Annotated in this window: 11 protein-coding genes; 3 read left to right on the forward strand and 8 right to left on the reverse strand. The window is 46.3% G+C overall.

All coding sequences use genetic code 11. The features are described from left to right. Nucleotides 1-60 precede the first annotated feature (60 nt). Nucleotides 61-960 carry a phosphatase PAP2 family protein gene (locus M8332_RS00395; protein WP_252780186.1) on the forward strand — a complete coding sequence of 300 codons (900 nt, stop codon included), beginning with the start codon at nucleotides 61-63 and terminating at the stop codon, nucleotides 958-960. A gap of 42 nt (nucleotides 961-1002) precedes the next feature. Next, entirely contained in the window at nucleotides 1003-1818 is an 816-nt protein-coding gene (locus M8332_RS00400; RefSeq protein WP_252780188.1) for a methylenetetrahydrofolate reductase, read from the forward strand. A 62-nt stretch (nucleotides 1819-1880) separates the two neighbouring features. Here the strand turns inward: M8332_RS00400 and M8332_RS00405 are convergent, their stop codons facing one another. The 8 genes from M8332_RS00405 to guaB all read right to left on the reverse strand — a co-directional run bounded on the left by M8332_RS00405 (nucleotide 1881) and on the right by guaB (nucleotide 12992). Continuing rightward, nucleotides 1881-4610 (reverse strand): lectin-like domain-containing protein, encoded by a 2730-nt coding sequence (locus M8332_RS00405; RefSeq protein ID WP_353937852.1) that lies wholly within the window; start codon nucleotides 4608-4610, stop codon nucleotides 1881-1883. Nucleotides 4611-4664: 54 nt separating this feature from the next. Then, nucleotides 4665-5540: a WxL protein peptidoglycan domain-containing protein gene (locus M8332_RS00410; protein WP_252780189.1), complete on the reverse strand. Its 876-nt coding sequence runs from the start codon at nucleotides 5538-5540 to the stop codon at nucleotides 4665-4667. Continuing rightward, nucleotides 5521-5943, reverse strand: coding sequence for a hypothetical protein (locus tag M8332_RS00415; protein ID WP_252780190.1), 423 nt, complete (start codon nucleotides 5941-5943; stop codon nucleotides 5521-5523). The genes M8332_RS00410 and M8332_RS00415 overlap by 20 nt, the downstream gene beginning before the upstream one ends. A 12-nt stretch (nucleotides 5944-5955) precedes the next feature. Next, the gene (locus M8332_RS00420) at nucleotides 5956-6984 is read right to left on the reverse strand and encodes a DUF916 domain-containing protein (RefSeq protein WP_252780192.1); all 1029 of its coding nucleotides are present in this window, start codon (nucleotides 6982-6984) and stop codon (nucleotides 5956-5958) included. 96 nt (nucleotides 6985-7080) lie between these two features. Beyond that, nucleotides 7081-7776 (reverse strand): WxL domain-containing protein, encoded by a 696-nt coding sequence (locus M8332_RS00425; protein WP_252780193.1) that lies wholly within the window; start codon nucleotides 7774-7776, stop codon nucleotides 7081-7083. Nucleotides 7777-7980: 204 nt separating this feature from the next. Then, complete coding sequence (locus tag M8332_RS00430) at nucleotides 7981-10110, reverse strand: cation:proton antiporter (RefSeq protein WP_252780194.1); 2130 nt, start codon at nucleotides 10108-10110, stop codon at nucleotides 7981-7983. 181 nt (nucleotides 10111-10291) lie between these two features. Next, a complete protein-coding gene (guaA, locus tag M8332_RS00435) occupies nucleotides 10292-11845 on the reverse strand; it encodes a glutamine-hydrolyzing GMP synthase (protein ID WP_252780195.1) in 1554 nt (517 codons plus the stop codon). A gap of 10 nt (nucleotides 11846-11855) precedes the next feature. Beyond that, nucleotides 11856-12992, reverse strand: a complete 1137-nt coding sequence (guaB, locus tag M8332_RS00440; RefSeq protein WP_252780196.1) for an IMP dehydrogenase — start codon at nucleotides 12990-12992, stop codon at nucleotides 11856-11858. A 222-nt stretch (nucleotides 12993-13214) separates the two neighbouring features. On the opposite strand from guaB, the gene hisS reads away from it, so the two are divergent. Further along, the gene (gene hisS, locus M8332_RS00445; protein WP_289847031.1) at nucleotides 13215-14402 is read left to right on the forward strand and encodes a histidine--tRNA ligase; all 1188 of its coding nucleotides are present in this window, start codon (nucleotides 13215-13217) and stop codon (nucleotides 14400-14402) included. The last annotated feature ends 28 nt before the right edge of the window (nucleotides 14403-14430 follow it).

A 14430-nucleotide genomic window follows, 5' to 3' on the forward strand; every position in this document is an offset into this window, starting at 1 on the left:
TTTCAGAAGGGCTGATTGAGAACAACCGGACGCAGGTATAGCAGAGACTGGAGGATGAAAATGATGAAACGACAAGGGGTGCTGTTGGGTGCGAGCCTAGTCATGGTGGGACTTATGCTTGGTTCATTGTGGTGGGATTTACCCCTGAGTCAGGCCGTAGTTAACTACCAGAGCTTCTGGGGAACGGTGGGACAGACCATTGGTTCAGCTCCCCTGTATCTCGTGTTAGTGGTAAGTGGTGAAATTGGAATGGCCGTGGGATTTCGCGAGCGCCGACGTTGGGTGGGTTTATTCGAGTTGCTTGGCGGTTGGGTACTGGTTGTCTGGCAGGTAAGGAAACTAGTCAACGAAACCAGTTCCTATGGATTACTGGCGCTTACCAACGTCCGGTTCGGCTTGCCAGTGGGAACGCCCAGTCAGGCTTTAAACGATGGCAGTCAGAGGGTCGCTAGTTGGGAACTTAACCTTATTTGGGCGGGGCTCGTGCTCTTGGTAACGTTACTGAGTCAGCGGTGGTTAGCTCACCAGTCAGAAGCGCGGCTGCGCCAGTTATTTTTGGTCGCCATTTGGGCCAGCCTAACCGTGGTCCTAGCGGCAGCCGTCAACGTGGGTTTGAAAACCATCTGGGGTCGGTATCGGCCGTATGAAGTGTTCGGCTACCTTCAGCATTTTACCAGTTGGGATCACATTAACGGTCCTAACGGTCATCATTCATTTCCCTCCGGTCATACCATGGCCGCCACGCTGTCCGTGGTTTTTTCCTGGTTTGTTTCCGGAAGATGGCGTCGGTGGGTCTGGGTTCTGGGCGTCAGTTACGGCATTGGGATTGGAATTAGTCGGCTTGTAATTGGAGCCCATTTTCTCTCAGACATTACAGCGTCGTTCTTTTTAACCTTGGCAATTGTGGATCAGATGGCGAATTGCTTGCAATGGCAATTAAACAACCGGGCTCAGAAGTAGTCGATTAAGAAGAGCACGATGTTTGGAAAAGGAGGAACCGGAATGGCATTTCCAGTGGGCGTTGAAATTTCAGCCCAAGCAACGCCGGCAGCGAACCAAGCCTGGCTAGCTCGGAGTGGGCTTGGAACAACGGTACGTCCGACGTTTGTGACTGTAACGGACCGTACTGGAGGTCAAGTATTAGCGCCGGAATGGGTTGACATGGTTGCGCGACTTACAGCTGTCCAACTCCCGGTGATGCCCCATCTAACGGGATTATACCAAACCCCCTGGGGTCTGAAGCAACGCGTTCAGACTCTGGCAGGATTAGGAGTGCATCACTACTTGGTGTTACGAGGTGATCGGAACTCCAACTGCCGGCCAACCGGATATTATCCCCATGCTACGGACTTACTCCGCGTACTTCACCGAGTTCCCCAGTTAGAACTCGGTGCGGCTGCGTACCCGATGCGCCATCCGGAATCGGGAACTTGGGGGGCGGAATTGTTTTACTTGCGCGCCAAGGTTCAGGCGGGAGCTCAGTTTTTGGTGACCCAGTTTTGCTTTGATGACTCTGCCCTCGTGGCATGGTTGGATCGACTACAGACAGCTCAGCTGCGGGTCCCGGTAATTGTGGGGGTTTTACCGCTGACCAGTCGGATGCGCTTACGCCAGGCTGAGCAGTTATTGGGGGAACCGTTACCCGCAGCGATTCAACAACAATTTGCTACTTGTCTCGATGAGCAAGCTGTTTTCACCCAAGGGCTACGTCTAGCAAGAGCTCAAATTAACACTTTACGTCAGTACGGAGTAGGGGTGCAGGTCTACACGTTTAACGACGTGGCACTAATTCGTTCCTTAAATGAGTTAATTAATTAGTTAAAAAGCGTCCCGCGAGAATTTCTCGCGAGACGCTTTTTAATTGTGCTGATGAATTTGCTTTACGGAGTACCAGTGGAATTAACCGTCCAGTTTAGGGTTGCGCCGTAATCCTGATGTCCATTCTCGGGAACATTCGGGGTTTTTCTAACGTTTAGTTTTAAACCGGTGCGATCGTTCCAAACGACACTCTTTAAGTCGGGTAAGTCATCACCAGATGAGTAGACCAACACGTTATCGTTATTACCAGGCGTTAGCGGATGCTTGGTCCCATTACCATCAAAGAAGAATAACTGGAACGGGGAGGCATCGTTGCCGATAATATCAGCGGTCTTGAGTTGGTTCCGACCAGCGCTTTGGCTATTATCATTAGCCTGTGAGAGACTAACTTTGAAGTCTTTGCGCGCAGCGCCCTTTCGGGTATCTTTAATCGAGAAAGCTTGGTAACCGCGACGAGGATTGATGCGCGGTGTAGTTGGAACGGGATTTCCAGCTTCGTCAAAGGTATAGGTATTTTGTGGTAACATATACGAATTTTCTTCGAAGAAGGCGTGGGTCCCATATTCAAAACTATTCGGTGTAATCTGAATGCTTCCGGAATTCAAGTTATAGATTTCCTTGTTTCCGTAGTATTTAACAAGTTCTGAATTACCATTAACCTGCCCAGTTAACGTAGGGGTGCTAGCAAAAACCTTTCCTTCATTAGCGCCCAGATTCACATTGGCAGTAATGTTTTTGATGGAATAGGCATCGAGCGTTGGTAAGCCTTTAATCACGATTTTTTTAGCATTTTTGTAGGTCTTTCCATCGGTTTGCTTCACGTTTTCATTACTGATGGTGTAGTGTAAGCCGGTTGCGTTATCACTGGCATCATAAGGAATGTCTTGACCTTCAAATTGTAACTTTAGATTGTTTGGATCGTTGTTCTTAACGCTTGGTAGGAAGAAGGTATACTGACCATTAGTTAAGGGAACCTGACTAATGTTGTATAAAGGAATTCGGTAGTTAACGTTATCGAAGTCACCAACGTTATTTAACGTAGTAGACCAATCGGTCATGTTTTGGGTGACATCTTGCATCTGGTTATTAATGTAAAACGAGGGCCTTCCAGGCGGACGGTGACTAGGAATTACTTGAACGTCACTTGATTCAATCGGGGTCTTATCGGCAAAGTTTGAACCAGAAGCCTTAACGGTGTTAATAACGGCTTGTTGTTGTGGATCATCAAATTGGTCAGAAACCAAGGCGGCCTTGAACCCATGTGATTGAGGCGTTGGACTTTCAGTATCTTTTTTAATCGGCGGAATATCCGGATAGTACAAATCAACATCTTTGCTTCCATCCAATAGCCGAAGCTGTGGGGGAAGATCATCAGTAACATGAACATTGTACCAATGATTGCCAAGATCCGGATTTTTTTCATTGAAGATACTGTCATAGTAGTTATAGATATCAGACCGATATAAGAAGATATCACCAACGTCCGCATCGTAAATTTTATTCCGAAAGACGGGATACTTATTGCCATCATCACCCGTAAACTGCGCATCAAACGGTAGCGCGTGCATTAACTCTTCGGACGTTAATGATTGATCATCCGGCATTAAGGCGCCAGGATCGTTTTTAGAAACAACTTTTCCACCGTCGGCCTTACTAATCCGTAATCCTTGCTTCCCAAGTTTAGTTAAATCGGCAGCGGTTTTACTTACCCCGGGAGTTCCCGGAATATTAGAGGCTGAAATAGCACTAACCATGTAGTTAGCCCCCGTCGATCCAGTCATCCCCCAGTAGGCTTTTTTTTCGGGTCCAAAGGTGTCGGCAATGTTAACCATTGGAGAAGAAAGATTTAATTGGGAGAAGCCTTTCGTATTTTTACTTGCATTCGAATATCCAAAGGTAGTTGTTGCTTGCCCAATAACTCCGTTTTTATCCGGGACCCAATTATATACTACAGGTTCCCAGCGTGCTTTTCTGTCAGAATAATCATTTGTGCTTCCAACTATATAGGGAGCTGATGTTGCACCATACCCATCATTTTTTGCAGGATAGGGATATAAGGAATCATTGGCATCTGTAGCGGGATCATTAAACCATATATTATTATTACTATAATGATTAATACCCATGAAATAATTTTTGGAAGACTTATGAACATTAATGTGATTAGCGTCCGGTATTGTGAAAGCAATATGTGATCTATCATCGGAATTTCCAGGTAATTGATATGCATCTGAATAGTCCGAGTTAAAATATGTGTCGAATTCTAATGAAAAGGAATTTTTAATTCGCTTTGACGAGTTATATGAATATTGGGCCTGATTTAGTCGAGTAGTATTACTGAATCCTTCTCCTAAGATAGGTTTACGCAAATCACCATAAGCCCCTAGAGATTCTCCATTAGTACCAACTGCAACTGATCCTTCCGGTGCTAATTGTTCTTGATCATTTTGTAATGTGAAAGTCAAGCCATCAGCTGCTTCCTCTGGTTTTTCAGAAGCTATATAAATGTAGAATTTTAGAGTAAATGGTCGTGTTAAATCTACTTTATTCTTCCACCATATTCCCCTAGATTGGTTCTGAATATTATCAGTTATTACCTGTACGTTTGGATAATCAACCGCAGCGGGTGGATTACTCTTATACGTAAAGTTGCTCATACTAGGACCGGATTCTGGGGGCGCCGGGATGTTTAACGTGTTACTAGCCTGAGCCGTTAAGTTAGCGCCCCCCGAAAGTAAACTACCCACGGTGACGAGTGCGAGCGCAGTGCTCACTAGAAATTTTTTCAGCATTGTAATTAATTAACCTCCTTTCTGTAAGATGTTGCGAAATCACGAGCATTCGAATCAGTTCAGGCTCTGTTTCAGCACGAGGTTCCGATGTAACGTAGTGGCTTGGGTCTTGTTATGAAGCTTCAGCACCACTTGGTATTTTCCTGCGGCCATGTGCTTTGGTGGCAAGGTGAATTTTACCGTTGAATTGGGTGCAATGCTAACATCTTGGAGCGGTTGGGTAAGAATCGTTCGCGTTCCTTGGCGCACCATGATTTTTCCACGGAGATGTTGAAATAATTGAGGCTTAGCGTTTTTAACTTTTGCCACGATAATGGTCCCATCTGAACGTGGTTCAACCGTGGCTTGTTGGAACGTTAGCGTCTTTAAAACAGGCCGCTTCGGGTTATGATTCAATGCAACTCCGGTGACAAAGGTCACGTTATTTTTGATTTCTTCTTTGCGGTCAACCATGGAGGTTGCGGTAATGCCACCCAATGTAACCCCAGCCCCTTGGCGACCAGTGTTAATTTTATAAGTAACGACCTGGTTCGAATGGGGGGCTAACGTGAGTTTTTGTGTGCGGGGACCAATTAGTTTGTTAGTTAGGCTGTCACGACCCCGAGGTTCAGCGCGTCGGTCATTGTAACTAATGGTTCCATTGTCCGCGGTAATCGCATTATTGAAGCTCGTAGTTACTTTCATTGGGAGGTCACTATCGTTTTTCACTAGGATGGGAAGCTGGTACGTCGTATGGTCAAGAGACCGAAGCGCAAAATAACGCTGCCCTTTTTGTAACGGTAAATCGCCTAGGAGGGGACTCACCGAAAAATTATCGGGAGCATTCGGCTGACGGTTTGCAAAGGCCAGCGCTGGGCTACCAACTAGGAACAAAACGGTGCAGAGCAAACCAATGAAGTACTGGATCCGGTTATTGGTCATTTTGGTCATATAAGGCTTTTAACTTTGCCTGAAAGTGACTGTTGATCACAATCAAACTGACTAGGAACAGAACCACAATCCCAGTTGCGGTCACGCCAACGTGTAAAAATTGACCGGTTTGGGGCAATTGAGCCGCTGGGGCTGGTTTAACACTGGCCATCGGGTTCTCCTTAACCTCGTTGTCATGGTTAGTGGCTGGTTTTTTTGGTGATGGTTGATGTTCATCCTTTTTTGGGTGGTCCTTCTTTTGATGCTTTTCGTTGGGACTAACGGCTAGGGCCGCTGAGCTCTGCTTGGAAGTCCCACTACTAAATTGGTTATCAGCGTAAATACTACTAGTCCCAAAAATCACCGCAATTAAGGCTAATCCCAAAATGGCAAATAAGAAAGCTTTTTGTTTATCAAATTTCATCTAATCACCTATCTATTTAGTTCGGTCGTTTAGAAGCTCTTTTTGTTTGCGCTTTTGTCTGTAAATTAAGTACAGCAGTAGCAAGATGATTAAGAAGAGGGCGATAAGCAGTGCAATCCACCACCAGTTGTTGTTGTTGTAAATGACTGAATCCTTGATGGAAACATTAAAGTCCTTTTCAATTTTCCAGTGATTACCGTTCATATCGTGAGCCCGAAGACTTAAGTGATATGTACCTGGCAGTAAAGCGTTCTTTCCAAAGTCATTTTGCATTTTGAAATTGGAGTTCGGTGCCATACTTAATTGATATTGATGGTTTTTAGCGAGGGTCTTTTTCGGGTTGCCCTTCCGGTAAATTCGGTCTTTGACTTCCAATCCCTTGATCGTGGTTGGCCGTTCGTTGGCTAGCGTGGTGTCAATAATGGTTTGAGCACCACTCTTATTTGGCGCAATCTTTGGAACGGTTAGTTTAGGATTAACTTTTTTATCTTGGGATTTGATCATTAGTGGCATTACCAGAGCCACTTTGTTGTTTAAGTTCACATTGTTGGAGTTGACATTGTCGTTTTTGTTTTCTGTTTTAATGTACAAAGCACCAAGAATGATTCCTTTGTAATCCTTTTTAGGTGGATTGACGGTAAAACTAACCGTCTTGGTTTGGTTAGCGCCAAGGGTCACGGTCTGCTTCTTTTCTTTCACTAAATTTCGCATTTTGTACTTTAAAGTACGATCGTACGGCATTTTACCTGGTTTATAAGTAATCGCACCATCCTTAGATGTATATGCTGTCGTGGGTTCGATGCTTAAAGTCTGCGAGTAGTTAGCCAAGTTTGCTAGATCCACAGTAATTACCTGAGGTTCACCCGGCTTAGTCTTAAAAAAGAACGATCCACTGTTTTGGATTTGGGTACTGGGATAGTTCGGTTTTACCGCCACTCCAGGTCCGGGGGTCGCGTGGGCGATTGGTACGAACAAAGCAAACAGGAAGGAAAAGAATGCAAAGCCAATTAATAAGCGTAATTTATGGTTTTTTAAAATCATATTCTTCCTCAATTTCTATCTAAATTATTAAAAAAGGGAAACACTCATCCTAATAAGTGGTTCCCTTTTTGTAACTATTGAAACATTAGTTAACTCTTATTCTGTAGGGTTAGTAGGTGTTCCAGCAGCTAACGTCCAAGTAATTGGGGCGTTGTATGCACCTGGGGTAGTACCAGCAGGAACTACTAAACTTGCAACGTCTCTACCTTGACGACTGTAGTCAATCGTCGTGTTTCCAAGCCCTTGACCGTTAGTAGCAGTAATTACGTTTGCACCTTCGCCACCAGCAGTAATCCGGGCGTTTGAGTTAATGTTAACCCGTGAACCTTGGCTGTTAGTGTAACCAGTGTTGTTCAAGTTAATTGCCCATGCAGCAGGGTTAGCAGCAGCTTGGCCAGCTTCGTTGTTGAATTGACCTAAAGCAGCATCTAACGTCCAACCGTTTTGAGCTTCTTTAGTGTTCCGGCTATCAGTAACTGAGATGACACTTTGACGGGAACCAGTGTTGTTGTTCAACAAACCTTGAGTTTGGTTTGAATCTGATTGACTGGTTGGGGCAAAGTTCAAGTCAGGAACTGAGTTTAAAGATAAGTAACCAGTTTGAACGGCTACGTGAGCGTTTGAAGTAGCAGATACACTACCTTTTGTATCGTTCATCGTGGTACTAGTATTTTGTGGCAGTTCGCTATTGTTAACTGCTGGAGCGGCGTGTACAGCAGGAGCTGCAGCGGCTAAACCAAGCATAGCAGCAAATGAAGCAACTCCACTAAGGATAAGCTTATTCTTCTTCATAAATGAAGACCTCCTAAAATATTAAAATGTAGTTCAGCCTTGAAAATTCAAGGCACAAGTAAAGATTGACTTGTAAAGCACGTAATTATTATAACCTATAAAATTAAAAATGAAAATAAAAACATTAAAAAGTTGAATGATTCTTTCTAATTAAGTTGTTCATTAATGAAATTAAAATAAAGCACCCGATTTATGGAAGGGTAGTTATTCACTTTCAGTCTTGTAATCATTCAACAAGATGGTCTCTTCATAGTTAACGTTTTGTCGAAGGTGTAAGCCCATATTACGCGAAATGTGGCCATTTTCGATCAACAGTTCAATGGCCTTACGTTCCGCTTCGAGGGCTTGAGTTTTAAGTTCCAGAACCTCGCGTTCGTACTTTTGTTCTTCTTGCTCTGTATCACCAAACGATTTTGCTTCTTGAATTTGGTTTTGGTAATACACCTGTAAGAAATGGACGTTTTGAGCTGAAAAATCCTTCCGGTTGATGTCATCCCGGTTCAAGAAGCGGTTTAAGGCAGTAATGGCTCCTTGGGAACCAACCTTTTGGATCAAGCGTAAATCGGCCTTGGTTTTTTGACTTTCTTTTTGGTTGGACTGCCAAAATTTAATAATTCGTAAGAACCGTAGTAACGAACTCAGATGATGAATCTTGATTTTGGTTTGTTTAGTTCCAGTGGCCTGGGAAAGCCGGAATTCCTCTTGGTTCAGCCGACGGGAGGAAATCCAGTAGGCATCTGATCCAATTAGCTTTTGTTTGTACAGTTGTTCAATTGAATTCCGTTCGCCCCGCAGGGCTACCCGCCTCAGGGCGATGGTTTCGTTTAGATTCTTGGTCATTTCGGGCCGGTTATTAAAGCGGCGTTGTTGCTTACGAATTGCCATTTCGTAGTCCATGATGATATCAAAAACGGCGCGTTGGTTTGATTCGGTTTTGTTCGATTCCAAGTATGCAATTGCGGAATTCATCATGTAGAGTTTTGCTACCCCGTAACTAACATATTCATTGTTGGCTTTTTCGCTTGCTTCCTCATTATCGTCTTCTGGTTCATCGTCTTTGATGCTTGAGGCTCGGGTTTCAAGTGTTCCTTGCCCCGGTGCAATTAACGGAATGGTCACTGCGGCCGCCACTAAACTAATCACGATCACTCCGGCGGCAATGAAGAGCATCAAGGCGCGATCAGGGAAGGGGGCGCCGGTATTGATGATGGTGGGAACGGAGAGCACCCCGGCCATGGTAATGGCGCCCCGCACGCCGGAGAGTCCGGCTAACAGGCCGGTCTTAAACTTCGGTTTTTTCTTTTCCTTCTTGGTAATGTAGTATGAAAAGGATTGGTAACCTAAGATCCAAATAACTCGAATGGCCAGAATCAAGAACCAAATTAGAAAAGCATACCCAATGGACTGGAGGGTTCCATACTTGTTCCCCTTAATCACACTCTTCATGGCCAGGGGTAACTCGATTCCGAGGATCAAGAACACTACTCCGTTTAGACAGTACACAATGATGTCCCACGTCCGGTTGGTAAGCAGGGTAATTTCAGGCGTTTGGCCCGCCACCCGTTTATTTTGGACGTGATCCAAAATTCCAGCCGTCACCACCGCGATTACACCGGAGGCATGGAGGAAGTCTTCAGCGACCACGTAGATTAAAAAGGGAGTTAGTAACTGCAGGACCACGCTAAAGATGGCGTCATGGAAATGAACACTGTCAAGTTTGTTACGAACCCACAGGAGGACCAGCATGAGGAGCCACCCGATAAAGAGACCCATTAGGGACATATAAATGAAGTCACCCGCGGCCTTGTAGATGGAGAAATAGCCGGTGACCACGGCAGCCACGGCGTATTTAAAGGCAATCAGCCCACTGGCATCGTTGATTAAGCTTTCACCACTAACTAGATGCAGGATGCTTTTGGGTAAGTTAACTCGTTTGGAAATTGACTGCACCGCCACCGGATCGGTCGGTGAAAGGATCGCAATTAGGGCAAAACAAACGGCCAGGGGCATCGAGGGAATTAACCAGTTGACGACAAACCCACCGACAAACGTGGTTAAAAAGACGAGCCAGATGGCATTTTCAAAGATGGGACCCCGGAGCTCCCAAAGTTCCTTTTTGGGGAATTCACGGCCATCGTTATAGAGCAGTGGGGCGATGAAGAGTAAGAGGAACCAGGCGGTATTGAGCTCAATTTTAAAGTTGAAACAGAGGGCCATTCCAACCCCTAGTGCGATTTGAAGCAAACTAACTGGCACCAAGGTGATGTAATGACTGGCGACGTTGGAAATTAACACTAGACCGAGCAAAATAAGCACGGCTTCTAAAATGCCCATGGAAAGTCCTCCTATTTAAAGATAATTAATAATTCAATTATACCGAAGAATGCTGGGTTTATGAAATATAATTGTGGGGAAGCGATTTAGCCGCGAATGATTGGAACATAAAAACCCTCATCTTACGTTACGATGAGGGTTTTAAGGTCATACAGATTTAGAAAATGAGGCTACTTTTTGATTATTCATATTCAATGGTTGCAGGAGGCTTGCCCGTGATGTCATAGAGCACGCGGTTAACGCCGGCAACGTCGTCGACGATGCGTTTGGATACTTTTCCCAGCACTTCCCAAGGCACTTCCGCAAATTCAGCCGTCATCCCATCGACCGAGGTAACGGCCCGAATCGTCACGGCTTCGTCATAAGTTCGTTCGTCCCCCATGACTCCCACGCTGCGGATCCCAGGCAGGGCCGTGAAGTATTGCCAGACGGTTTGGTTCAGTCCAACTTTTGCAAATTCGTCTCGAAGAATAGCATCGGAATCACGCACCATCCGTAGGCGTGCGGGAGTAACTTCTCCGATCACCCGAATGGCTAAGCCTGGTCCAGGGAACGGTTGCCGCCAAACGAGTTCCTTTGGCATCCCCAATTTTTCGCCGAGTTCGCGAACTTCATCCTTAAAGAGCTTGTTGAGTGGTTCAATTAGTTGGAACTGGAGGTCAGCTGGTAACCCCCCCACGTTGTGGTGCGATTTGATGGTTTGTGCTGTATCGGTCCCTGATTCAATTACATCAGTATAGAGGGTTCCCTGCGCTAAAAAGTCCACGGCTTTAAATTTACGGGCTTCATTGGAAAAAGTGTCGATGAATTCTTTGCCAATGATTTTCCGTTTTTGTTCGGGATCAGTAACGCCCTTGAGCTTCGTGAGAAAATGGTCGCTAGCATCGACGAAGTCAATGTTGAGGCCGAAGTCTTCACCCAGGGATTTGAGCACTTGACGGGCTTCGTCTTTTCGTAACAGACCATGATCGACGAACACGGGGATTAACTGATCACCGATAGCCCGGTGTAACAGGACTGCCACTACGGAGGAATCCACTCCACCAGAAAGACCGAGCAACACCCGTTTGTCGCCCACGGTGTCCTTAATGGTTTGAATTTCATCTTCGATAAAGTCATCCATCGACCAGTTGGCTTGAGCCCCGGCAATGTCAAAGACAAAGTGCCGGAGCATTTCCCGACCTTTAGCGGTTAGGTTTACTTCGGGATGGAATTGGACGGCGTAAAAGCCTCGTTTTGGATCAGCCATGGCGGAGATTGGACAGTTGGCACTAGTAGCAGTTGCCGAGAATCCATCAGGCACCTTGGTAACAAAGTCCCCGTGGCTCATTAAGACCCGTTGGGTGTTGTCCATGTCTTTGAAAAATTCGGAATCATGGTCGGTGACATCGATGTTAGCTTGCCCGTACTCGCTGTTTTCAGCAGTGACGGTTTCGCCACCAGGAAGATCGTGAGCCATCAATTGCATTCCGTAACAAATCCCTAGAATGGGAATCCCCAGCTTGAAAATTTCTGGATCCACCCCTAGGGCGTTCGGGCCGTTAACGCTGTTGGGTCCTCCGGAGAAGATGATGGCTTTCGGGTCCATTTTTTGGATGGCTTTAGCCGACATGGTGTGGGGTTTGAGTTCGGAATAAACCCCCATTTCCCGAATCCGGCGGGTAATTAACTGATTATATTGACTCCCGAAGTCTAACACAACGACGGAGTCATATTTTTTAGTCGGGTTTGGCATCTCGTTCCTCCTATTTATGATAATTAGGGGCATCTTTGGTAATTAGGACATCGTGGGGATGTGATTCACGGAGGCCGGCATTACTAATGCGCACGAATTGGGCCTCTTTCATAGCGGCAATGGTCGGAGCACCTACATAACCCATTCCGGCCCGTAGTCCACCCATCATTTGGTAAAGGATGTTAGAAACATCGCCTTTATAAGCTGTTTTTCCTTCAATTCCTTCCGGAACAAGCTTCTTTTCTGATTTTACTTTACCTTGGAAGTACCGATCAGACGAGCCCTTTTCCATGGCTGGAATGGAGCCCATGCCCCGGTAAACCTTGAACTGTTTGCCATCGGCACTTTCCAGAATTTTACCCGGGGCTTCCGTGGTTCCGGCCAGCATGCTACCGAGCATAACGGCGTCACCACCAGCAACAAGGGCCTTAGCAATGTCACCAGAATACTGCATGCCCCCGTCAACGATGATTTGTCGACCGTATTCTTTGGCAACTTCGGCACACTCAAACGCAGCGGTGATTTGGGGCACGCCTACCCCGGCGACTACCCGGGTTGTACAAATTGATCCTGGACCGATTCCGACTTTAACCACATCGGTTCCGGCTTCAAAGAGCGCCCGGGCTCCCGCTGCCGTTGCGATGTTTCCAGCAATCAGGGTTTGGTTGGGGAATTGGTTCCGAATTTCTGCGATTTTAGTGAGCACGCCTTTCGAGTGGCCGTGGGCGGAGTCCAAGACGATGGCATCAGCGCCCGCATCAAAGAGCGCTTGGGCTCTAGAGAAGGTTTCGTCGTTAATGCCAACGGCCGCAGCGACTAGGTAGCGTCCCTGGTCATCAACCGCGGCCTGGTCACCGGTGACTTTTGCAGCCTTGACGCGAGCCGCCTCGGCGGCTTGTTCCGCCGTGGCCATGTTTTTGTGGATTACCCCCAGCCCACCTTGTTTGGCCATTTCGATGCCCATGGCCGCTTCAGTGACCGTATCCATCGCGGCACTAAGAACCGGAATGTTTAGCAGAAGGTTTTTGCCTAATTTTGTTTTTAAGTCGACCTGGTAGGGCAAGACATCACTTGCTGCCGGTACCAAAAGCACATCATCGTAGGTAAGTGCTTCGTGTTGGCCAAACTTGTTTTCCCAATTATTCATGAAATCCCCCTAAGTATTAAGTTGTCGTTATTAATATCTTAGAATAGCAGAAAGGGTGGGGAAAATCAAAGAAAATCACGAACACTAATTTCTATTTTACCAAAAAATGTACGTCCCCATTTTGACGGGTTCAGCGGTGGAATTTGGGAATGGGATTATTAAAAACGGTAGAATAATGGTAGAATTTAACTAAACAGTTCAAAAAGAAAGTTGGTTGAAGGAATGGACGGAAAATTTAAAAGAGTCCGTGGAATGGAAGACATCCTGCCGGCGCAGACGGCAATTTGGCAACGGATCGAAGATACAGCTCGGACCGTTTTCGCCCGGTATAACTATGCCGAAATTCGGACGCCCTTAGTGGAAAAGACGGATGTTTTTAGTCGTACATCTGGGGATTCGTCTGATATCGTGACAAAACAAATGTATTCATTTGAAGACAAAGGGGGGCGGAACATCACGTTACGTCCAGAGGGAACTGCGGGAATTGTGCGTTCCTTTGTGGAAAACAAGTTGTTTGGTCCCGAGCACCCGAAACCCGTTAAAACGTATTATATGGGACCAATGTTTCGATATGAACGTCCCGGAGCCACCCATAATCGGGAATTTCATCAGATTGGTTGTGAAACGATTGGGGCGGTTAGTCCCCAAATCGATGCTGAAGTCATTCGTCTGGCGCTTGACATTTTTCAAGGATTAGACATCCAGGATCTTCGGGTAGAGCTTAACACCCTGGGGGATGATGAAAGTCGGGCTGCGTACCGAGCGACCCTGGTGGAGTACTTTCAACAGTATCGAGATGAGCTTAGTTCAGACTCACAGCGGCGCTTGACGCAGAACCCACTGCGGATTTTAGACAGTAAGGATCGGCATGATCAAGCAATCGTGGCGGGGGCCCCGAAACTAGCGGCGAGCCTGAATGAACGGTCACAACGGTACTTTGCAGCTTTAAAGCAGGCCTTAGACGTGTTACACGTGAACTATACCGTTGATGACCGCTTGGTTCGGGGATTAGACTACTACACCGACACGGTGTTTGAAATCCAAGCGAAGGCCCCAGCCTTTGGGGATGGATACACCACGATTTGTGCTGGCGGTCGGTATAACAACATGGTTCAGGAATTTGGGGGCCCCGAGATGGGTGGAGTTGGGTTCGCGTTTGGAGAAGAACGGCTCGCGACGGTGGTCCAAGCTACTGCAAAGGAACATGTCGTTGACTACTTTATTTGTACCGACACGAAGGGTCAGGATCCAGAAACCATCAACCGAATCTTCGATGATGCGTTAGCACAGGCCGCCCAGTTACGAGCAGCTGGAAACGTGGTCGAGGTTAACTTTCAGGTTCGTAGTATGAAGAGTCAAAAGAAGGAAGCATTCAAATTGAATGCTAAAAACATTGTGGTCGTTGACTAAGAAGCCACCCGGCTTAGTTAGACCCTAA

Source organism: Fructilactobacillus ixorae (assembly GCF_024029915.1).
GTDB classification, from domain to species: Bacteria; Bacillota; Bacilli; order Lactobacillales; family Lactobacillaceae; genus Fructilactobacillus; species Fructilactobacillus ixorae.

Bases quoted from the DNA above. Each gene is read 5' to 3' on its own strand.
- M8332_RS00405 (WP_353937852.1), bottom strand. From the start codon at position 4,610: ATGCTGAAAAAATTTCTAGTGAGCACTGCGCTCGCACTCGTCACCGTG.
- guaA (WP_252780195.1), bottom strand. From the start codon at position 11,845: ATGCCAAACCCGACTAAAAAATATGACTCCGTCGTTGTGTTAGACTTC.
- M8332_RS00400 (WP_252780188.1), top strand. From the start codon at position 1,003: ATGGCATTTCCAGTGGGCGTTGAAATTTCAGCCCAAGCAACGCCGGCA.
- guaB (WP_252780196.1), bottom strand. From the start codon at position 12,992: ATGAATAATTGGGAAAACAAGTTTGGCCAACACGAAGCACTTACCTAC.
- hisS (WP_289847031.1), top strand. From the start codon at position 13,215: ATGGACGGAAAATTTAAAAGAGTCCGTGGAATGGAAGACATCCTGCCG.
- M8332_RS00420 (WP_252780192.1), bottom strand. From the start codon at position 6,984: ATGATTTTAAAAAACCATAAATTACGCTTATTAATTGGCTTTGCATTC.
- M8332_RS00425 (WP_252780193.1), bottom strand. From the start codon at position 7,776: ATGAAGAAGAATAAGCTTATCCTTAGTGGAGTTGCTTCATTTGCTGCT.
- M8332_RS00395 (WP_252780186.1), top strand. From the start codon at position 61: ATGATGAAACGACAAGGGGTGCTGTTGGGTGCGAGCCTAGTCATGGTG.
- M8332_RS00415 (WP_252780190.1), bottom strand. From the start codon at position 5,943: ATGAAATTTGATAAACAAAAAGCTTTCTTATTTGCCATTTTGGGATTA.
- M8332_RS00410 (WP_252780189.1), bottom strand. From the start codon at position 5,540: ATGACCAAAATGACCAATAACCGGATCCAGTACTTCATTGGTTTGCTC.
- M8332_RS00430 (WP_252780194.1), bottom strand. From the start codon at position 10,110: ATGGGCATTTTAGAAGCCGTGCTTATTTTGCTCGGTCTAGTGTTAATT.